This is a genomic window from Halomonas sp. MES3-P3E (assembly GCF_002836035.1).
GTDB lineage: Bacteria > Pseudomonadota > Gammaproteobacteria > Pseudomonadales > Halomonadaceae > Vreelandella > Vreelandella arctica.
This window is the reverse complement of sequence record NZ_PJBT01000035.1, coordinates 1-18,646: the sequence shown is the minus strand read 5'-3', so window position 1 is coordinate 18,646 and position 18,646 is coordinate 1. Positions and strand designations below refer to the sequence as shown.

Below are 18,646 nucleotides of genomic sequence, written 5' to 3'. Positions count from 1 at the left end.
GTACAAGCATTCATACATGAGCAAATATTAGGGGATTTATTTTTATGAATACTAATTGGACTGAACAAAATATCGCCGAGCTTTTTGACGCTTATGATGATTGGGTGGAGAATGCTTTTGGCTATCAACCACTCATCGCGGAGTTAACCTGCTCTTATGGCAAGGGAATTAGTGTATTGGACTACGGCTGTGGCAGCGGCAAAGTGTCCAGAAGATTAAGAGACGACGGATTCGACTATGTCACCGGTGTTGACATCTCTCCAACAATGATTGAAAAAGCAATATCCGCAGGCACTAACCGTCTTCGCTTTGAGCAAATCCATGGTCCAAATTTGCCATTTCCTGATAACAGTTTTGAAGCTGTCATTAGTTGTTTTCTGTTTATTAACATTCCCGAAAGACGTGAACTAGTACGCATCACTACGGAAGTAATGCGCGTACTTAAACCTGGCGGCTCCTATTACATCCTCGACACTCATCCTCAAACCACCGGAGTCGATTATCCGACCTACCGCAATGGAGAGCATGGTATTTCCTATCAAGACGGAGATAATCGCCCAGTCTACCTCACGATACCGGGAAGGCAGCAACCATTAGAGATTGTCGACAAACAATGGGGTTTATCCACATATCGAAATACATTCGCCGCAGCGGGGCTTTCACTAACCACAGAACGTAATCTACCATTTGACAATTCGCAGTTGCCAGTTCATACGAATGAATTCCGCACTCTACAGGACACAAAACCCTATATTCTACTGCGCGCCACAAAGCAATAAAGACAGACAATAGGTATTAACTAAGTGCCTATGAAAAAGTAAATCAGGTATAAATATCTAGTAAGCTACTGATTTTTTTATAACCTTTAATGCACGAAAAATTATGCATAGACACTTAGTGGCACTGAAAACACAGCTTCAATACACGCTCACCGCCGCAAAATCACCAGCCAGCGCCCCAGGTTCATAACACTGGCCAGCGAGGCGGCCACATAGGTAAACGCGCAGGCGGTGAGTACGTGTCTTGCGCCTGCCATGTCGGCAGGTGGCACGTACTCTTTCAACAGCGGTAGCGCTCGATTGAAACTGGCATCGAACTCCACCGGTAACGTTACTAAGTGCACCACGGCGGCGGTACCAAAGCTGATCACCGCCATGGCAATCACGATTGCCAAGCCTCCCGGCAGGCGTGTTAATAAAAATAGAAACGGCGCGGCCACCATCAGTAGAGCACCGAGTTTTTCGGCTTTTTGAGCCACGCCGACTAACCGGCTGCGCGCTATTAGTGGCGCATACCCCTGAAAATGCTGAATGGCATGCCCCACTTCATGGGCAGCCACGGTGACAGCGGTGAGCGAACGTCCATCGTAATTATCCGGGGAAAGCCGCACGCAGCGTGTTTCAGGATCGTAATGGTCACCAAATTCCGTGCGCTCTACGCTAGCGCCCTCAACACTCAGCCGGCGTAGCAAATGATCGGCAAGTTCGGCCCCTGTGCCGGGATAATCGTCGCGGCCCTTCGTGTAGCGTTTAAGCACCCACTTGGCCCAGACATTAGGGAGCACAAAAACAGCCAGCGCAAAAATGATCAGTAGAATAACCATGGCAGTTCCAGTCCATAAAAAGCCTTGTACAAACAACCATCTAAAACAGCCGTCGTTAAACACGTTTCTCCGACGGGTAACTTTTACCATGGGGGCTGGCTTGGCAACAGCGTTAGGTAGACATGTTGTTAGGCTGGATGGGGTTTAGTCAGGGTTGTTGCGATGTTCTTCCACATCGCGCTTGACTGCCTGCAAACCATGAATAGAGATATCGCCCTGGGCGTGCGCATGTTCAGCAATCAGAACGCTATCTGCCGCTAGTACCAAATCACATTGAGTGCCGACCAACTCATCGCGCAGCCGCTGAATCGCCGCCTCTCTTTTGGGGTCTTTATCCACTCGCCGTATATAAATGGATTTAATACGGTTTGGGTAGGCTTTAACGATTTCAATGTACACTTCTGGATCGTGCTGACCGCTGTCACCAATTAATATACAAGGCAAATCGCTGTAGAGGGTCAGCATGCGGTCGATCAATTCGCGCTTATGCTCTTCTGCACGCCGTGGCCAGGGACGGCGCCAGGAGATACCCCATTCACGTAAGAAAAGGATGGGGCCCACAGGAATACGATTGATTTGAAAAAACGTTTCGAGCATTTCATAAATCGCCCAAGGCCCGCGTGAAACATATAAAATGGGCCGTTCGGCGCGCTCACTAACGCCTCGATACAACGCCTGATAAAGCGATGCGACGCCAGGAAAGGCAGTGCGGCGGTGGGGTTTTTTTACAAATAGGCGATAAAGCATTTTGAGCTTTTCTGCCACGCCGGTAAACATGACGGTGTCATCGATATCGCTAATCACCAGCAAATCCGCCTCTGGTGGCGGCACATAAACTTCTACATGGGTACGCACTGTCGCTTGGTCTTCGCGATGGACCAAGATATCGGCGCGGTGCCAGGAGACATCGATAGGAAGTGTATGGCTGATCGGCAAATGGACATCGAAATAGCCATCGCGATCTGTGCTGACACAGAGCTGATTATCACCAATTCGAACCTCTACCTGCGCATCATCAAGCCCACGGCGAAAAATACGCCGCGCGACATCAGCCGTATCACGTAACATACCATGGCGGGGAATCGCCCGACCCAGCGCGGCTTGACGAAAAACCCTGCCCATGACAAATATTTCATTCTGGGAACCATAGCCGCGGTAAGGATGAACCACCATCCCCCCACGGCTACTGTCTCCTTTGATGGGTTTAGAAATAACGTGGACAAGCCTTTTGGCAAAGCTTGCCCACTGACGCAATAGCCCCATCAAGCGTGCTGACCGGAGTGACGACCTTCCTGCAATTCTTCGAGTAACTTGGTATTAAAGGCATCCAAGTCTTTTGGCGTACGGCTGGTTACAAGGCCACTATCGACAACGACGGGTTCATCCACCCATTCAGCGCCAGCATTAAGAAGGTCTTGTGCAACGCTAGGAACAGAGGTCATACGACGCCCTTCAACTACGCCTGCGTTAATTAAAATCCATGGTGCATGGCATATAGCGGCGACAGGCTTGCCTGCCTGGAAAAACGCTTTTACGAAGCTCAACGCTTCATCGTTAGTGCGCAGTTCGTCGGGATTGAATAAGCCACCGGGCAGAACCAGCGCGTGATAGTCAGACTCATTGACATCGGCAAGAGCTTTATCAGCCTCGTAGGTATCGCCCCACTCAGTTTCCGCCCAAGCGCGGATGCCCTTACCATCAGGCGTTACAATGTGAACCTCGACGCCCTCCTTCTGTAAGGCGGCACGCGGCACGCTCAACTCAGACTCTTCAAAACCAGCGGCGGCTAAAATAGCTACTCGTTTACCATTCAGTGCTTGTTTCATCATGCTCTCCTTTTCGTGATGATTTGCGTCAGTAACGCTTCACTATTGTGGCGCATATAGTAACAGCGTCAAGCTACCCTGCTAATCAATCAAGGCTATCGGGGGGGGGGGGCGTTAGGCGTTATGTATAATCTTGCCTGTTTCAGCAATAGTGTAACCACCCAACTGGATTGAACGCTCTGCGAAACGGGCTTGTTGAGCAAACGCCATCAGCCGCTGTACGGCGGGTTCGAAATAGCTGCGCCGTTGCATAATTAAATCAAATGGCTCCTCGCAGAGAGGAACAAAACCTAATTGCTGGCGATGGGCCGCGGCTTCTACCCCCAGCCCCACATCGGCCTCGCCCTGGCAAATGCTCAATGCCAAATCATCTTCACTTAAAGAAGCATGCGGCGCCCAATGAAGCGCTGAGCTATCGATCCCCGCTTGCTGCAATAAAAAGCCAAGCAAGCGGGCCGCGCCCGCTTCAGGCTGACGATGCGCCACGCGCAAGTGTGGGCGTTTTAGGTCGTTGAGCGCCTTGATCTTCAGCGGATTATCAGTGGGCACCAGCAGCCCTTGACGTCGTGTGGCCCAGCGGACGATTAGCAGGTCACGCATTCCGCTTAAGCCGAGCGCACTGGGTTCGTTATAGCGCTGTGTTGATGGGTCCAGCAGATGAATACCGGCCAGCATGGCCTTGCCATCCAGCAGGCGACGCACGCCATCACCGCTGCCTTGGCAGAGCATGGCCAAATCAGAACCGCTTTCTCTTACGGCCCACTCCAACAAGGGGTCCTGACTACCCGCCACCACTAGCGGTACGGTTAACCGCTGCGCCTGATCCCCTTCCAAATGGCTCAGTACCCATAAATCGATCTGCTGACGTGGAAACAGCAATTTGCCGGTGACCCGGCTGCAAGGGATCTGACCCTGACTAACCAAGTCATACACCTTGCGCTCCTTCAGGCGCAGGTAGTCGGCGACTTCCGCAGTGGTTAAGTAAGCATGCCGTTCAGTCATCGCGATAAGCTCCTTCGCTGCGGTTACGCCATCAATGATTTACTGCATAAGACTGCATTAATTTCAGCCAGCAGTGCAATCGATCATTTTTCAGTACATCATGCCGAATCACACCTAATAACGACGCCATCGCTCAATGCTGACTAGTGACAACGCCTTTAGCACTGCCCTTGCGCTGATCCTGAATATGGATGACGCGTTAATCTCTATTGTGGTGCTCTCACTGCAGGTATCGCTGATGGCGGTGTTTATCGCCAGCCTAATAGCACTGCCCTTAGGTGCCGCCCTCGCGTTATGGCGCTTTCCCGGGCGTAACGTGGTGATTGTCGCCCTTAATGCCCTGATGGGCTTACCGCCAGTGGTTGCGGGGTTGTGCGTTTATTTGCTGCTTTCACGCGCAGGGCCGCTGGGTGAATGGGGTTTGCTGTTTACCCCCACGGCGATGGTCATCGCTCAAGTGATTCTGGTACTGCCGATTATCGCCGCTCTTACTCGCCAACAAGTCGAGGCCCTGCATGGCGAGTATGCCGAACAGTTGAACTCCTTGGGTCTAACACGCAACCGCATGATCCCTACCCTGTTGTGGGATGCCCGCTTTGCGCTATTGACGGTGATCTTAGCTGGCTTTGGCCGCGCCAGTGCGGAAGTAGGCGCGGTAATGATCGTGGGTGGCAATATCGATGGCGTTACGCGTGTAATGACTACCAGCATCGTGCTGGAAACCAGCAAGGGCAACCTGCCCATGGCGTTGGGTTTGGGGATTATTCTGCTCACTCTAGTCACCATGATTAACGCAATTGCCCATGTCATCGGCGAAACGGCGAAAAGGCGGTTGGGATGAATGCACACCACACTCCTCCCGTCGCGGCACTGGAACTCGATAGTGTGAGTTTTATTCATCGTGGTCACACGCTGCTCAAGCCAACCACCCTGCGTTTGGCAGGCTGCCAGCGAACGCTAATTATGGGCCCTAACGGCGCGGGAAAAAGCCTACTCATGCGCTTAGCCCACGGCCTGTTAACGCCTACTAACGGCACGGTTCGCTGGCAAGGCGAGCCACCTCCACAAGCCATGGTGTTTCAGCGCCCGGTACTGTTGCGTCGCTCAGCGCTGGACAATCTCACCTTTGTGCTAGCCATCAACAAAACGCCACGCCCCGAGCTAAAAGGACTATCTCGTAAAGCGCAGGCAATGAGTGCACTTGAGAAGTTTGGCTTAGCCCATTTAGCCAGACGCCCGGCACGGGTACTTTCCGGCGGCGAGCAGCAGCGCTTGGCGCTGGCGCGAGCATGGCTGCTCAATCCGCAGGTGCTGTTTCTAGACGAGCCTACCTCCGCGCTAGACCCCGCTGCCATCAAAGCCGTGGAAGATGCAGTGCTTGAGTTTCATCACAGCGGGACACGTATCGTGATGACCACTCACGACTTACATCAAGCGCGCCGTTTAGCTAACGATGTGCTGTTCCTACATAACGGCGAACTACTCGAGCACACGCTAGCCAATGATTTTTTTAAGGCCCCAGCTTCACGCGAGGCGGAAGCGTTTATTCGGGGCGAGCTGGTTTGGTAATCCTGAAGGGTGTGAACTCTGTGACTAATGAAAATGATAAAGGAGCAATAACATGAAGAAAGTCACCGCATTTATTACTGTAGGCGCCCTAGGGCTGACCTCCAGCGGTACGCTAATGGCGGCCGATGACTACATCACTTTGGCCTCCACCACGTCTACCGAAAACTCAGGTTTGTTCGATGCCATTATCCCGGCCTTCACCGAAGAGACGGGGATAGAGGTTCGTGTGGTCGCTGTAGGCACTGGCCAGGCATTTGAAATTGGCCGCCGTGGCGATGCCGATAGCCTCTTAGTTCACGATACCGCAGGCGAAGAGCAGTTTGTGGCCGATGGTTATGCAACTGAGCGCCTTGATGTCATGTATAACGATTTCGTGATCGTTGGCCCCAGCGCTGATCCTGCCAGCATCAGAGATAGCGACACGGCTACCGATGCCATGCAGCGTATTGCAGAGAGCGATTCACCCTTTGCCTCGCGTGGCGACGACAGCGGCACTAACCGCGCTGAACTGCGTTTATGGGAAGACGCTGGAGTCACACCACAGGGCGATTGGTACCGCGAACTGGGGAGCGGCATGGGCCCCACGCTAAATACTGCTGCCGGTATGGACGCCTATACGTTTACCGACCGCGCCACTTGGGTTGCATTTAAAAACCCACAGGATTTAACGCTGTTATTTGAAGGCGACGAAGCGCTGTTCAATCAGTATGGCAGCTTGCTGCTTTCGAAAGAGCGCCACCCGCACTTGAAGCATGACCTTGCGGCCCAGTGGCACCAATGGCTGGTCTCTGAACAGGGCCAGCAGGCGATTGCGGATTATGAGGTAGATGGTCAGCAGCTGTTTTTCCCTAACGCTGAGTAAACCTAATACCTACTGTCATTGCGAGGAGCTTGCGACGAAGCAATCTCATACCGGCGGTGACGCTAAACCTGAGATTGCCGCGTCGCTTCGCTCCTCGCAATGACGTAGGTTACGTTCTTCGCACGTATACGTTGCAAGGAACGATCAAGTCTTTCGCCAATCAGCGGTTGAATAAGCCGTTGATATCTTTGGCCTCCCAATGGGGAAAATGCTTACGCACCAGCGCATTCAGGTCGCGTTCAAAGGCGGCCCAATCGGTGGACTGTGTGGCAGTGGCTGCCTCACTTGCCGTGCCGCGAATCATCCCGGCGCCTACGGTCACATTGGTCAGTCGGTCAATGATGATAAAGCTGCCGGTACCAGGGCTGGTGCGATAATTATCCACCGGAATGGCTGCGGTCAATTCCACATCACAGCGGGCAATCGCATTAAGGCCCAGCGAATGCGTCGTATGCTTTTCCAGAGTATTCACATCGATTTGGTAATCAATGGCGCTTACCTGCCCGGAAAGATCGCGCGTCGCCAACTTAAAATCATAAAGCTTGCCTGGCGTTAACACCTCTTCGTGCATCCAGACAATATCGGCTTTAAAGGTATTGGAAAGCGGCAGTTCGCTTTCCGCTGCCACCAGCCAATCACCGCGGGAGATATCGATCTCGTCTTCCAAGGTCACAGTAATTGCTTGGCCTGGATAAGCGGCGGCAAGATCACCATCGTAGGTAACGACTCGCGCCACGGTAGAGGTTTTGCCCGAAGGCAACACCTTGACCGCTTGCCCTGGGCGAATGACACCTGCAGCCAGGGTGCCGCAGTAGCCACGAAAATCGAGATTGGGCCGGTTGACGTACTGAATCGGCAAACGCAGATCGCTGAGGTTCTGATCGCGAGTGATCTCGACGCTCTCTAATAGCTCGATCAGCGTTTCCCCTTGGTAATCGTTGGTAAAGTACCAGGGCGTTTGTTCGCTGCGATTCACCACGTTGTCGCCGTTCAGCGCGGACATGGGAACAAAGCGAATATCCGGCGCTTGCAGGTTCTCAGCAAAGGCACGGTATTCTGCAACAATTTCATTAAAACGCTGTTCGGAGAATCCCACCAGATCCATCTTGTTAACCGCAATTACTAGGTGCTGAATACCCAGCAGATCGGCGATAAAGCTATGGCGCCGAGTCTGAGTCTGCACACCGTAACGGGCATCAATCAGAATAATTGCCAGACTAGCCGTGGAAGCGCCCGTCGCCATATTGCGCGTGTACTGCTCATGCCCGGGGGTGTCGGCAATAATAAACTTGCGCTTATCGGTAGAGAAAAAGCGGTACGCCACATCAATGGTGATGCCCTGCTCACGTTCTGACTGCAAGCCATCCACTAATAGCGCCAAATCAACGGTATCACCGGTGGTGCCGCTGGTTTTAGATGCCTGAGTGATGGCAGCCAACTGATCTTCAAAGATCATTTTCGAGTCATGGAGCATACGACCGATCAGCGTCGATTTACCGTCGTCCACGCTGCCGCAAGTAATAAAGCGCAGCAGATCCTTGTTTTCATGTTCGTGGAGGTACTGCTCGATATTATCAGCGATTAAATTGGATTGGTGAGACATTAGAAGTACCCCTCGCGCTTTTTCTTCTCCATCGAGCCCACTTGATCGCGGTCAATGGCACGGCCACTTCGCTCACTGGTTCGGGTCAGCAGCATCTCTTGAATAATTTCTGGAAGCGTCGCGGCTTCGGATTCCACAGCGCCGGTCAGCGGGTAACAACCAAGCGTTCTAAAACGCACCGATTTCTCTTCCGGCACTTCACCAGGCGCTAAAGGCAAGCGGTCGTCATCGACCATAATCTGCATACCGTCACGCTCGACTACCGGGCGCTTGGCAGAGTAGTAAAGAGGCACGATGGGGATCGATTCCAGATAGATGTACTGCCAGATATCCAGCTCGGTCCAATTGGAGAGTGGGAATACGCGGATCGATTCGCCTTTATTGACCTTGGCGTTATACACGTTCCACAGCTCAGGGCGCTGATTCTTGGGATCCCAGCGGTGGTACTTATCGCGAAACGAATAAACGCGCTCCTTGGCACGCGAGGCTTCTTCATCGCGGCGGGCGCCACCGAAGGCTGCATCAAAACCGTATTTATCCAGCGCTTGCTTGAGCGCCTGAGTTTTCATGATATCGGTGTATTTGGCACTGCCGTGGTCGAACGGGTTGATATTGGCTGCCCGTCCCTCTTCGTTGGTATGCACGATCAGCTCCATACCCGCTTCTTCTGCCATGCGGTTACGAAACTCGATCATTTCGCGAAACTTCCATGTCGTATCTACATGCATCAGCGGGAATGGTGGTGTCCCCGGGTAAAAGGCTTTACGCGCCAAATGCAGCATGACCGACGAGTCTTTACCAATGGAGTACATCATCACTGGGTTGGAAAATTCAGCAGCGACTTCACGAATAATATGAATAGACTCGGCTTCTAATTGCTTGAGGTGGGTCAAGCGCGCGGCATCAGGGGCATTAAAAGCCTCCTGCCGTGGCACTGAAGATCGCGTCTCTGAAGAACTTGCCTTTGAAGACCGTTCCTTTGAAGACAATGTAGACAATTGGGTCATAGCCCCTTACCTCGCAAGAACAAGCTCGTTACACAAGCTAAAAAGTATTTTATGTTCGAATGCGGGTAGGGTAACGCCGAGTTGATAATAACCCAAAAGAATTAATAACTATCTTTTTATTCCTTAATCACCTAACGAAGGCTAAGTAAGGGGACATATCTGTCAATCAATGCGCTCAATCCAGCTCTGCCACTCGCTGCCTAGGCGCTCACTCCACTGTAAATCGATAACGCGGTAGCCAGGCCGGGATGCTTCATCAATAGCAAACTGCTCCGCTCCAGGTAGGAACTGATCCGCCATGGCTGGGCAACCGTAAACGTCAATAGTGGTCTCACCCACGCGGTGGTGTTCAGCGTAGGCTTGGTGCACATGACCAAACAGGATGATATGAACATGGGTATGTTTGCTTAGCAGCGCCCAAAAAGCGTCGCGATCCTGAAGGCCAATGGCATCCATCCACACTGCCCCCACGTTCACCGGCGGGTGGTGCATGGCAATCAAGATTGGCCGAGTGTCGGCCTGCAAGCGTTCCGCCAGCGCAGCAAGCTGCTCACTCCCGAGTTCACCGTAAGGCTTGCCCTCTACCTGGGTATTGAGCAGCAAAATGCGCCAGGCATTCAAGTCGATTTCATCCACCAGCGGACGCTCGGCGGCCATGAACTCGGGTTGATCGTGATTACCTGGCAGCCAGTACCAAGGGCAAGGCAGCTGCTCCATCGCCTGCACCGCCAAGGCGTATGATGCAGCGGATTCGTCCTGGCTGATATCACCCGTAAACAGCACGATTTCAGGTTGCTCATCTACAACCGCACTGATCACCTGCTGAAACTGCCGCCAGGGAATACCTGCACGGGAACGTGCCTTGGTGTCTGCATAGAGATGGGCGTCGGTAATCTGAACCACTCGCATCAAGGCATCTCCGGCACGTCAACGGTGTGGCCGTGAGCAAGGCCATGCGCCAGCCACTCGCCTAAGAAGCGGTTGAGCTGGAGCTTTTCATCCGGTTGGTGCATGCGGGCGTTCGGGTATCGATAGCGGCCGCTGAAATGACGTTCGCGCTGAAAGTCGGTCACTTCTGCCATGCGGACATCATGATAGAGATGCACACGCATTCGCGGCCCCTCAATAACGGTGTCTAGCGGACCGGTCTGGGAAACATTCACCATGGTGGTATAAGGCGCCTGCTCTTGAATATAGAGGTGCAGGTCACCGAAATGCTGTTTATCACCGCGCAGGGCAATATCACGGCGCTGGCCGGCCTCCATATCGCCCACCAAGCGCACCAAACGCAAATAATTGGCGCTGCACTCCCCTTGGAGCGATTTTAAATCGGTGACATAGGCCGTTCTCGCCATATTCACTCCTCGTTTGTTTCGCTTTGTGTCAACACCCGCTGTGAAGCGGCGCGAAGTGAGGCTCGTTGGCTATTAAGCCAATGTAGTCCAATCAGACACATGGCGTTGTCGAGTCGTCCTTGCGTCAAGAGCTCCCAGGCATTGGCAAACGGCATGACATGTACCCGAATGTCCTCATGCTCTTCGTCTAAGCCATGAATCCCGCCTAGCCCTTGGCAATCCACCAAACCACAAAATAGGGTCACTTGCTCGTTGCAGGCGCCAGGGCTTGGATAATAAGTGTGTAATTTGGTCAGTTCGGCCACTTTACAACCCGCTTCTTCCCACGCTTCACGACGGGCCACATCTTCCAGCGACTCGCCATCTTCGACCAGGCCCGCCACCAGTTCGAGCTTCCAGGGAGACACGGCATCATCGATGGCGCCTGCGCGAAACTGCTCAATCAATACCATTAAATCGCGGGCAGGGTCGTAAAGCAGCACACCCACCGCATCAAAACGGCTGTGTACTTCTCGGCGCACAGGTTCGCTCCAGCCACCTTCGAATAGGCGGTGACGAAGCTCCAGGCCTTCCAGGCGGAAAAAACCCTGATGCAACGCCTCACGCTTGATCAGCTCAACATCACCGCGCTTTAACTGCGGAACGCTAAGTGATGTGCTTCGAAAAGGGGCCTTTTGAGATGGAGAATTTCCAAACTCAGCGTTTTTAGGGCTAGACGCCATGGGGCACTCCCGGTGGTGACAATCGCTCTATTATCAGTGCTTGCCACCGGGAATGCCAATCCAGTTAGCGGATTAAAGCTGATTGAGCAGCGCCTCGGCATCGCGACGCAACGCTTCATCCGAGACTTGCCGGTTCTCGCGAGCGGTGCCGTTAACCGCCCGCTGGGCGTGCTCACGCGCTGCCTGCTCATTGCCCTCTTCTTTCAAGAAAGCGGCATAGTAGTAGTTAACATCGATACCGTCCGGGCGGATTTCCAGGGCACGCTGGAACATCCGTTCAGCCGTCTCGCTATTGCCGAAGCCGAGTGGCCGACCCGGCGCGCGGTCGTAAAGCGCGCCTAGCGTGACGTAGGCCGAACCGCTCAGCCCTTGAGGATCGATTTCAATCGCTTCCTCTAGTGCATCGCGCGCATCACCTGCAGTTCCCAAGGCGCCCAAGCCACCCCTTTCCCGGGCATAGGAGGCCAAAATAATGCCCTGCCAGACAAGTACGTCAGCTTCATCTTCGTGCTGTTCAGCCAATTGTTCCACTTCGCCTGCCAACGCTTTCAACGTACTTTCCCGCTCATTGGCAGGCATCTCCGTCACGGTATGCTCCCAGCGGTTTTTCAGTGAAAACAGCTCGCCTTCGAAGGCGGTCGCGGTCAACGGTGACAGCACCAGCGCGGTACCCATCGCGGCGGCGATCAGGGAACGTGGTAAAGACATGGGTAAAAAAGAGAGAGTTCGCATACATGCTCCTGAATTATTATTGTCCAGCGTAGACCTACCAATGGCGGGCCTCTCGCATAATGTAACGAACGTTTGAATGATTCGCCAGTGGCATGTTGCTTGGTATGCTTCGCGCAATTAACGTAAAGTAGGTAGCTCGAAACACGAAGGGGAACAGGTAATGAAAGGCCGCAACATGACCCGCTGGCGCGATCCAGCCAAAGATCCGCGTCAAGCCCCTAAGAGCAATCTGATCACCCCGGAAGGGGCGTCACGTCTGCGCGCTATACTGGATCATCTTTCACGGGTTAAACGCCCGGCCCTTTCAGAGAAAGTCGGCGAAGCCGCCGCTCAGGGCGATCGCAGTGAAAACGCAGATTACACTTATAATAAGAAAGAGCTGAATCGGGTTATTGCCCGGATTACCTACCTGACAAAACGTTTAGACGAACTGCAAATTGTCGACCGGCTGCCTGCCGATACTAGCAAGGTGTTTTTCGGCGCCTATGTGAGCCTGGAAGATGAAAACGGCGAGCAGGTACATCTCAGGATTGTGGGCCACGATGAAATCGACACTAAAAAACGCTGGATCAGTATCGATGCCCCCATGGCCAAGGCCCTGCTGAGCAAGCAGATAGGCGATGAGGCGAAGGTGCTCACACCCAATGGTGAGATGTTTTATACCATCACCGCCCTAGACTACACAGGCTGACCGCCCTTCCCTTGGCGCCTTCCTATTAAGCCTAGTCCTGCAAAGAATAGTCCTGTAAAGAATAGTCCACCGTGGTGACGACGCGGACGCGTTTGGTTTGTGGCGTATAGCTATCCAGGTCTTCAATGGAAAAGTAGCCTTGAGTGGCCTGACGAATCTGCCCCACTTGGCTACCGGAATCTTCAGCAAACTGCTGTGCGGCGTTGCGCGCATCCGCCGTTGCCGCTGCAATCATTTCGGGTTTGATCGCATCCAGGCCGGTAAACAGGAATTCCGTGCGGTATTCATAGCTGGGTGAAAGCAGCACGCCTTCACGCACCAGCGAAGTAGCGCTAGGGATCGCCTTAATCACGCCCTCGACATCAGGTGAGCGCAGTAATAGCGTTGCTTCAGCCCGGTAACGCTCGTCTGGGCGCTGGCCGCTATATTGATTGCTAAACTGATCGGTAATTCGCGGCGGAGTGGAACTGACATGCTCCGGCGCAAATCCCTGGGCCTGAAGGAAAGCGCGAATCGACTGCTCGTCATCGGATAGCTGCTGCTCCAGGTCACTCAAGGTGTTGGCGCTGACACTGTAGTTGAACGGCCAAAGCACTAAATCTGCTGGCACTTCCCGCTCTGACAAGCCGCGCACCGTCACGCTGCGGGACGACTGCTGCCACACTTCGGCAGCCCCTTTGATATAGCTACCGCCGACAACCAGCCCTATCGCTAACAACCCACCAAGCAAAACGGCACTTGCCAGTACCGCCGTATTTCGAATACTGCCCGCCATTTCAGCCACTCCTACAAACTGCCGTTAAATTAACGACTACTTATTTGCATCATAGACCTTAAAGGTCAATTCGTGGGCGGCTGATTGTGGCAAGTTTGAGGAAGCGGTGAATATTAGCGATCGTGGCTTTTGGTGCGCATACCACCGCCTCGTCGCGTTCAGGCTTGTACTACGCGCTGCTGCTGCTCACCCAAGCCTTCGATACCTAAGCGCATTTGCTGCCCATCACGTAGGTAAACCGGGGGTTTCTGCCCCATCCCTACGCCGGGCGGTGTACCGGTCGAAATTACATCACCGGGCTGCAGGCTCATGAAACGACTCAAGTAACTGATCAGAAAAGGCACTTGATACACCATGGTGCGCGTACTGCCATCCTGGTAACGCTTGCCGTCCACTTCCAGCCACATGCTCAATTGATGGGGGTCAGCCACCTCATCGCGCGTGACCAGCCAGGGGCCCAAGGGGCCAAACGTATCGCAACCCTTGCCCTTGTCCCAGGTACCACTCCGCTCCAGCTGGAACTCACGCTCAGACACGTCGTTGACCACACAGTAGCCGGCCACATGGGACATAGCATCGGCTTCATCGATATAACGACCGCCTTTGCCGATAATCACGCCAAGCTCAACCTCCCAATCGGTCTTCTTTGAGCCACGTGGAATTTCCACATCGTCATTGGGGCCACAGATGGCGCTGGTCCATTTGTTAAAAATCACGGGCTCTGGCGGCACCTCGGCGCCGGTTTCCGCCGCATGATCGGAGTAGTTGAGGCCAATACAGATAAACTTGCCCACCCGGCCAACGCAGGGCCCCAGACGCACATCCGCCGCCACTTCAGGCAGTGAAGAAAGATCCATACCACCCAATTTCTGCAGCGCTTCATCACTCAACTGGTCACCGGCAATGTCGTCAATAACGGCAGAAAGATCACGCACCTTTCCCTGGCTATCAAGAATGCCTGGCTTTTCCTGACCAGACGCTCCAAAACGTAAAAGTTTCATAGTGTTATACCTTATTAAATGATCAGCTTGCCCAGCCGCCATCAATCAGTTGTGTGGTGCCTGTAATAAACGCTGCTTCATCACTGGCCAGGAAAGTGGCTAGCGCTGCAACTTCTTCCACCCGTCCTAGCCTACCCATTGGCTGACGCGCAATAAAGGAGGCAAGAACATCAGCATCGCTGCGCCCCTCTTTACGAGCCTGCTCAGCAATACGCTGATTCAACGAGGGTGAGTCGACGGTACCAGGGCAGATGGCATTGCAGCGAATGCCTTGGGTCATGAAATCGGCGGCGACTGATTTGGTGAGGCCGATGACGGCTGCTTTGGACGTGCCATAAGCGCAGCGATTCGCCACGCCTTTAACGCTGGATGCCAGAGAAGCCATGTTGATAATACTGCCACCCCCGTTTGCCAACATGCCAGGTAAAAAAGCCTGCAAGGTATGAAACATGGAAGTAACGTTCAGATCCATCGACCGTTGCCAGGTGGCCTCATCACATTCAAGTACGGTGCCTCCTGCCACCATGCCAGCACAGTTGAAGAGAATATCCACATTAGGCAGCGAACTGGCTAATTCATGGATCGCTTTGCTATCCGTGACATCCAGACAATACGCTTCAACGCCTGCAACCCCCTCCAGCATGGCAATATCAATGTCCGTTGCGAATACGCGCGCCCCTTCAGCTACAAAGCGTTCTGCACTGGCGCGCCCGATGCCATTGGCAGCAGCAGTGATAAGCGCCGTTTTGTTCTTGAGTCTCATAGGCTGGATAACCTCTTCGTCGCTATCGCATGGCCACAACAATCGTGGGATCATAGAATAGGTCAAGACAACCAAACGCCTAATGGCCTGACCAATAAAACGAGTATGCTAGAGAGGCTTTGATACTGGCAAGGCAGCAAATAGCTCAATAGTACTTTTAAAGGGTCAACTTTAGTCGCGTTTAACGCTTATTAACCACTTGTTGAAACGGGCAGGAAACATCTCGCATGCCAATTCAAACCATCCGCTCCCAGCGGCTCTATCGCCAGATTGCGGATCAACTGCAGCAGCTGATTCACGCGGGCGAGTTTCCACCAGGCACACTACTGCCTCCCGAACGGGAGCTAGCAAACTCCCTGGGCGTCAGCCGCGCTTCCGTCAGGGAGGCCTTGATTGCGCTAGAAGTCATTGGGCAAGTTGCCGTCAAAGTGGGTCACGGCGTGGTGGTGCTTGAGTCTAGCTCAGCGACGATGGAGCCCGTCATGCGCGCAGCGGCACGCACCGAGGCTTGGGCACTAGACCCTGAATTTGAGAGCGAAATTGAGCTTAACCTGGACGAAGAAATCCCGCCCTTTTCACTGCTCCAGACACGCCGCTATCTAGAGCCAGAGATTGCGGCGCTAGCGGCCCTGAGTGCCAGCGAAGAGGATCTAAAGGCGATCCGCCTCGCCTTTGAGCGAAATGTAACTGATAACGCTGATGGCGGGCGCAACTGCGCAGGCGACCGTTTACTGCATATTCGCATCGCCGAGGCCTCAGGGAACGCAGCCTACGCGCTCGTCATCAAGCACCTGCTTGGTCATCAGTACGGTGCCATGTTCCGCCGCCTGCAAGAACTATTTATGGAAACGGACATGCCAAAACGCTCTCAGGAGGATCATGAGAGGATCGTAAAGGCGATTGAAGCGCGTGATCCAACTGCCGCCCGCCACGCCATGGAAGTCCATCTTGACCATGTATTGAATGTTTTCTTCGCTGAGTAAACCACGCTTCATATTTTGCGTGATTAACGGCTTGGTTTAATCGCGCCGTACACCTTAAAACGGCGATTGTCCGCCAGGGTATGAAAGTCCTGAAAGGCACGTTGCAAATGATCGGGATAAGGCAAAAAACCGTTCGCCACAATGACTAGGCGTCCACCAGGGCTTAAATGTTCAGGCGCTTGGCTAATCAAGCGCTGGCTTGGGCCATAGCTGATATCGCGCTCTTTATGGAAGGGGGGATTGCTGATAATCCAGTCAAACTGCTCATCCTCAAGCGCGCTAAAGACATCGCTACAGAGTACTCGCCCTTCGAGCCCATTCGCGGCTAACGTGCGCTTACAGGCTTCTATCGCAAAGGCACTAATATCCACGGCGGTCACAAGGTGGCCACGCTGGGCCAACCAAGCGCTGACAATACCGTCGCCACAGCCCATATCCAGTACTTTGAGCGGTTTTTTCGGCAAGCTATCCTCAATGCTTTCCAACATTAGCAGCGTACCTTCATCGACTTTGCCATGGCCAAAGACACCGGGATGGCTGGCCAGCGTTAACCCCAGCGCTTCAATGTTTTGCCAAGCGCTATCACTAGCTGAATCTAACGCAATAGTATGGGTGGCAAAGAGTGAACAGCGACGCGCGTTATCGCGCTTGTCCCACGTCATTCCCAGCTCATCCAGCATCTTGGGAACGCGCTTGATCCCCCCTTGATGCTCGCCAACAATCTCTAACGGCGTGCCGCTAGGTAGCTGTTCACATAACCACTGCAGCCACCAGATACCTAACTGATGGGCTTTTGGCCAAAACAGCACCACTTCTTTTCCTAATGGCTCACCCGCGGCCAAGTCAAAAGGTGTCCGGGCTTGCTTGCCCTTTGCCTTCCATTCATTTAGCACCGAAAAATCACCGCTCAACACTCCCGCTGACTGGTCAATAAGCCAGCTATCCACAGGCGGGCCTACGACCCACAGCGCTGTGTACTTATCTCTTTGGCGCTCTAATAACTGACACGCAGGGGCTTGGGCACTCATTCAGGATTCTCCGGTTTCGTTAATGTGTACAGTAGGTAACGACCCAATCGCCAATGCGGGTCTTGGCGACAGTACTGTTTTTCCAGCGCCAGTAGCGTTTCTTTTTCTGCAGGCGTTGCGGGGGGATGGCGTAAGTAATCTTGAAACACTCGGATGCCAGCTACGGCATCTATTTTCAGTCCGTTTGCTGCGCTCCACTGGGCAATGTCGCCGTGCGTTACCGGCGAAATGGGCGTTAAACGTTGCCGTTTTCCCTTCCCCTCCAATCGGTCACTCAACGCCTTCTCAAGATTGCCTTTAACCACATTAGAGAAACGCAGGGCATCGCGATTAAACACCATCAAGCTAAGCTGGCCACCAGGCGCCAGCAGATCACTTAAGTTAGCCAGGGCTGCTTGCGGGTCACCCAGCCACTCCAACACTGCGTGGCAAGTAATCAGCGACCATGGCCCCGGGGACTGCGGGGGCAGGTCCTGCAAGGACGCTTGTCGGTAAGTAATGGAGTAGTGAGGTAGCGTCGGGTCATCGTGATGCCACTGTTGGGCATAACTGAGCATGTCTTTCGAAGGCTCCGCCATGGTTACCTTATGCCCACGCTTGGCAAACCACGCCGTTTGTTGGCCCAGACCACCGCCCACGTCAAGGACATTCTGCTCGTTTAAAAGCAACATTTGCGGCAATAAATAGTCAAGCATCGCTAAGCGCAACTCGCCACGGGGTGCCTGATAGAGTGAACGAGAGAACTTATCGACCAAGCCATCGAAATAGCGATCGCCAGCCTCTGTTAAGTCATAGCTTTTTGGTACATCGTTTGGGTGCATACCGTGGGCATCGCTTTTGCGAGAAAAGGCGCAGTTTACCTGATTCGTCCTGCTCAGCCGAACGGCATACTTCACAACGCCTCTTATAGCAAAAAGCTATCAAAAAACCACCCTACATAACAAAAATAAAAATGAATAGTTTTGCAAATAGGCGTTAAATGATGGCTAATCAACTCATCAATAGGTATTTCCGAGGGTAAAGGGGGGTTAGCGCTACTATAATAATGCTAATTTGTAAAAGTCATCACCAAGACAATAGCTAACTAAAAAACAAATATGGTGAATATGACATGTCAATCCATA

The 18,646-nt window shown here is 53.2% G+C and carries 21 protein-coding genes; 6 read left to right on the top strand and 15 right to left on the bottom strand.

Features of this window, described 5'->3' with window-relative positions; genetic code table 11:
* The first annotated feature begins 44 nt into the window (after window positions 1-44).
* The gene (locus tag CXF87_RS09970) at window positions 45-779 is read left to right on the top strand and encodes a class I SAM-dependent methyltransferase (protein WP_041158013.1); all 735 of its coding nucleotides are present in this window, start codon (window positions 45-47) and stop codon (window positions 777-779) included.
* Window positions 780-928: 149 nt separating this feature from the next.
* Here CXF87_RS09970 and CXF87_RS09965 read toward each other — a convergent pair whose 3' ends face one another.
* The 4 genes from CXF87_RS09965 to CXF87_RS09950 all read right to left on the bottom strand — a co-directional run bounded on the left by CXF87_RS09965 (window position 929) and on the right by CXF87_RS09950 (window position 4,431).
* Window positions 929-1,603, bottom strand: a complete 675-nt coding sequence (locus tag CXF87_RS09965) for a zinc metallopeptidase (protein ID WP_101146529.1) — start codon at window positions 1,601-1,603, stop codon at window positions 929-931.
* A 144-nt stretch (window positions 1,604-1,747) separates the two neighbouring features.
* On the bottom strand, window positions 1,748-2,866 hold the full coding sequence (locus tag CXF87_RS09960; protein WP_198556039.1) for an App1 family protein: 1,119 nt from the start codon (window positions 2,864-2,866) through the stop codon (window positions 1,748-1,750).
* Window positions 2,866-3,429: a type 1 glutamine amidotransferase domain-containing protein gene (locus CXF87_RS09955; protein ID WP_101146527.1), complete on the bottom strand. Its 564-nt coding sequence runs from the start codon at window positions 3,427-3,429 to the stop codon at window positions 2,866-2,868. Before CXF87_RS09955 ends, CXF87_RS09960 begins: the two co-directional genes overlap by 1 nt.
* 114 nt (window positions 3,430-3,543) lie before the next feature.
* Window positions 3,544-4,431 (bottom strand): helix-turn-helix transcriptional regulator, encoded by an 888-nt coding sequence (locus CXF87_RS09950; RefSeq protein WP_101146526.1) that lies wholly within the window; start codon window positions 4,429-4,431, stop codon window positions 3,544-3,546.
* 136 nt (window positions 4,432-4,567) lie between these two features.
* Between CXF87_RS09950 and CXF87_RS09945 the strand changes: the two genes are divergently transcribed.
* Genes CXF87_RS09945 through CXF87_RS09935 form a run of 3 tightly spaced genes read left to right on the top strand, consistent with a single transcriptional unit; the run spans window position 4,568 to window position 6,862 of the window.
* A complete protein-coding gene (locus CXF87_RS09945; protein WP_101146525.1) occupies window positions 4,568-5,272 on the top strand; it encodes an ABC transporter permease in 705 nt (234 codons plus the stop codon).
* A complete protein-coding gene (locus CXF87_RS09940; RefSeq protein ID WP_101146524.1) occupies window positions 5,269-6,000 on the top strand; it encodes an ATP-binding cassette domain-containing protein in 732 nt (243 codons plus the stop codon). Before CXF87_RS09945 ends, CXF87_RS09940 begins: the two co-directional genes overlap by 4 nt.
* A 52-nt stretch (window positions 6,001-6,052) precedes the next feature.
* Window positions 6,053-6,862 carry a substrate-binding domain-containing protein gene (locus CXF87_RS09935; protein WP_101146523.1) on the top strand — a complete coding sequence of 270 codons (810 nt, stop codon included), beginning with the start codon at window positions 6,053-6,055 and terminating at the stop codon, window positions 6,860-6,862.
* A gap of 160 nt (window positions 6,863-7,022) precedes the next feature.
* Here CXF87_RS09935 and cysN read toward each other — a convergent pair whose 3' ends face one another.
* The 6 genes from cysN to CXF87_RS09905 all read right to left on the bottom strand — a co-directional run bounded on the left by cysN (window position 7,023) and on the right by CXF87_RS09905 (window position 12,281).
* Window positions 7,023-8,465: a sulfate adenylyltransferase subunit CysN gene (gene cysN / locus CXF87_RS09930; protein ID WP_101146522.1), complete on the bottom strand. Its 1,443-nt coding sequence runs from the start codon at window positions 8,463-8,465 to the stop codon at window positions 7,023-7,025.
* Window positions 8,465-9,400, bottom strand: a complete 936-nt coding sequence (gene cysD, locus CXF87_RS09925; RefSeq protein ID WP_101146521.1) for a sulfate adenylyltransferase subunit CysD — start codon at window positions 9,398-9,400, stop codon at window positions 8,465-8,467. The genes cysN and cysD overlap by 1 nt, the downstream gene beginning before the upstream one ends.
* Window positions 9,401-9,634: 234 nt before the next feature.
* Window positions 9,635-10,381, bottom strand: a complete 747-nt coding sequence (locus tag CXF87_RS09920) for a metallophosphoesterase (RefSeq protein ID WP_101146520.1) — start codon at window positions 10,379-10,381, stop codon at window positions 9,635-9,637.
* Window positions 10,381-10,827, bottom strand: a complete 447-nt coding sequence (locus CXF87_RS09915; protein ID WP_101146519.1) for a DUF1249 domain-containing protein — start codon at window positions 10,825-10,827, stop codon at window positions 10,381-10,383. Before CXF87_RS09915 ends, CXF87_RS09920 begins: the two co-directional genes overlap by 1 nt.
* Before the next feature lie 2 nt (window positions 10,828-10,829).
* Window positions 10,830-11,549, bottom strand: a complete 720-nt coding sequence (locus tag CXF87_RS09910; protein WP_101146518.1) for an NUDIX domain-containing protein — start codon at window positions 11,547-11,549, stop codon at window positions 10,830-10,832.
* Window positions 11,550-11,621: 72 nt separating this feature from the next.
* Window positions 11,622-12,281, bottom strand: coding sequence for a hypothetical protein (locus tag CXF87_RS09905; protein ID WP_101146517.1), 660 nt, complete (start codon window positions 12,279-12,281; stop codon window positions 11,622-11,624).
* Window positions 12,282-12,441: 160 nt separating this feature from the next.
* Between CXF87_RS09905 and greB the strand changes: the two genes are divergently transcribed.
* The gene (greB, locus tag CXF87_RS09900) at window positions 12,442-12,972 is read left to right on the top strand and encodes a transcription elongation factor GreB (protein WP_008957606.1); all 531 of its coding nucleotides are present in this window, start codon (window positions 12,442-12,444) and stop codon (window positions 12,970-12,972) included.
* A 31-nt stretch (window positions 12,973-13,003) separates the two neighbouring features.
* Here the strand turns inward: greB and CXF87_RS09895 are convergent, their stop codons facing one another.
* The 3 genes from CXF87_RS09895 to CXF87_RS09885 form a co-directional block, all read right to left on the bottom strand.
* Window positions 13,004-13,747, bottom strand: coding sequence for an SIMPL domain-containing protein (locus CXF87_RS09895; RefSeq protein WP_008957607.1), 744 nt, complete (start codon window positions 13,745-13,747; stop codon window positions 13,004-13,006).
* Window positions 13,748-13,905: 158 nt separating this feature from the next.
* Complete coding sequence (locus CXF87_RS09890; protein WP_101146515.1) at window positions 13,906-14,748, bottom strand: fumarylacetoacetate hydrolase family protein; 843 nt, start codon at window positions 14,746-14,748, stop codon at window positions 13,906-13,908.
* Window positions 14,749-14,770: 22 nt separating this feature from the next.
* Window positions 14,771-15,511 carry an SDR family oxidoreductase gene (locus tag CXF87_RS09885; protein WP_101146514.1) on the bottom strand — a complete coding sequence of 247 codons (741 nt, stop codon included), beginning with the start codon at window positions 15,509-15,511 and terminating at the stop codon, window positions 14,771-14,773.
* A 227-nt stretch (window positions 15,512-15,738) separates the two neighbouring features.
* Between CXF87_RS09885 and CXF87_RS09880 the strand changes: the two genes are divergently transcribed.
* Window positions 15,739-16,494, top strand: coding sequence for a FadR/GntR family transcriptional regulator (locus CXF87_RS09880; protein ID WP_101146513.1), 756 nt, complete (start codon window positions 15,739-15,741; stop codon window positions 16,492-16,494).
* Between the two features lie 23 nt (window positions 16,495-16,517).
* On the opposite strand, the gene CXF87_RS09875 is transcribed toward CXF87_RS09880, so the two are convergent.
* Together CXF87_RS09875 and CXF87_RS09870 are read right to left on the bottom strand one after the other, a co-directional pair.
* Complete coding sequence (locus CXF87_RS09875; RefSeq protein ID WP_101146512.1) at window positions 16,518-17,522, bottom strand: methyltransferase; 1,005 nt, start codon at window positions 17,520-17,522, stop codon at window positions 16,518-16,520.
* Entirely contained in the window at window positions 17,519-18,343 is an 825-nt protein-coding gene (locus CXF87_RS09870; RefSeq protein ID WP_101146530.1) for a methyltransferase domain-containing protein, read from the bottom strand. The genes CXF87_RS09875 and CXF87_RS09870 overlap by 4 nt, the downstream gene beginning before the upstream one ends.
* Window positions 18,344-18,646: the final 303 nt, after the last annotated feature.

Bases quoted from the DNA above. Each gene is read 5' to 3' on its own strand.
- CXF87_RS09970 (WP_041158013.1), top strand. From the start codon at position 45: ATGAATACTAATTGGACTGAACAAAATATCGCCGAGCTTTTTGACGCT.
- CXF87_RS09965 (WP_101146529.1), bottom strand. From the start codon at position 1,603: ATGGTTATTCTACTGATCATTTTTGCGCTGGCTGTTTTTGTGCTCCCT.
- CXF87_RS09960 (WP_198556039.1), bottom strand. From the start codon at position 2,866: ATGGGGCTATTGCGTCAGTGGGCAAGCTTTGCCAAAAGGCTTGTCCAC.
- CXF87_RS09955 (WP_101146527.1), bottom strand. From the start codon at position 3,429: ATGAAACAAGCACTGAATGGTAAACGAGTAGCTATTTTAGCCGCCGCT.
- CXF87_RS09950 (WP_101146526.1), bottom strand. From the start codon at position 4,431: ATGACTGAACGGCATGCTTACTTAACCACTGCGGAAGTCGCCGACTAC.
- CXF87_RS09945 (WP_101146525.1), top strand. From the start codon at position 4,568: ATGCTGACTAGTGACAACGCCTTTAGCACTGCCCTTGCGCTGATCCTG.
- CXF87_RS09940 (WP_101146524.1), top strand. From the start codon at position 5,269: ATGAATGCACACCACACTCCTCCCGTCGCGGCACTGGAACTCGATAGT.
- CXF87_RS09935 (WP_101146523.1), top strand. From the start codon at position 6,053: ATGAAGAAAGTCACCGCATTTATTACTGTAGGCGCCCTAGGGCTGACC.
- cysN (WP_101146522.1), bottom strand. From the start codon at position 8,465: ATGTCTCACCAATCCAATTTAATCGCTGATAATATCGAGCAGTACCTC.
- CXF87_RS09920 (WP_101146520.1), bottom strand. From the start codon at position 10,381: ATGCGAGTGGTTCAGATTACCGACGCCCATCTCTATGCAGACACCAAG.
- CXF87_RS09915 (WP_101146519.1), bottom strand. From the start codon at position 10,827: ATGGCGAGAACGGCCTATGTCACCGATTTAAAATCGCTCCAAGGGGAG.
- CXF87_RS09910 (WP_101146518.1), bottom strand. From the start codon at position 11,549: ATGGCGTCTAGCCCTAAAAACGCTGAGTTTGGAAATTCTCCATCTCAA.
- CXF87_RS09905 (WP_101146517.1), bottom strand. From the start codon at position 12,281: ATGCGAACTCTCTCTTTTTTACCCATGTCTTTACCACGTTCCCTGATC.
- greB (WP_008957606.1), top strand. From the start codon at position 12,442: ATGAAAGGCCGCAACATGACCCGCTGGCGCGATCCAGCCAAAGATCCG.
- CXF87_RS09895 (WP_008957607.1), bottom strand. From the start codon at position 13,747: ATGGCGGGCAGTATTCGAAATACGGCGGTACTGGCAAGTGCCGTTTTG.
- CXF87_RS09890 (WP_101146515.1), bottom strand. From the start codon at position 14,748: ATGAAACTTTTACGTTTTGGAGCGTCTGGTCAGGAAAAGCCAGGCATT.
- CXF87_RS09885 (WP_101146514.1), bottom strand. From the start codon at position 15,511: ATGAGACTCAAGAACAAAACGGCGCTTATCACTGCTGCTGCCAATGGC.
- CXF87_RS09880 (WP_101146513.1), top strand. From the start codon at position 15,739: ATGCCAATTCAAACCATCCGCTCCCAGCGGCTCTATCGCCAGATTGCG.
- CXF87_RS09875 (WP_101146512.1), bottom strand. From the start codon at position 17,522: ATGAGTGCCCAAGCCCCTGCGTGTCAGTTATTAGAGCGCCAAAGAGAT.
- CXF87_RS09870 (WP_101146530.1), bottom strand. From the start codon at position 18,343: ATGCACCCAAACGATGTACCAAAAAGCTATGACTTAACAGAGGCTGGC.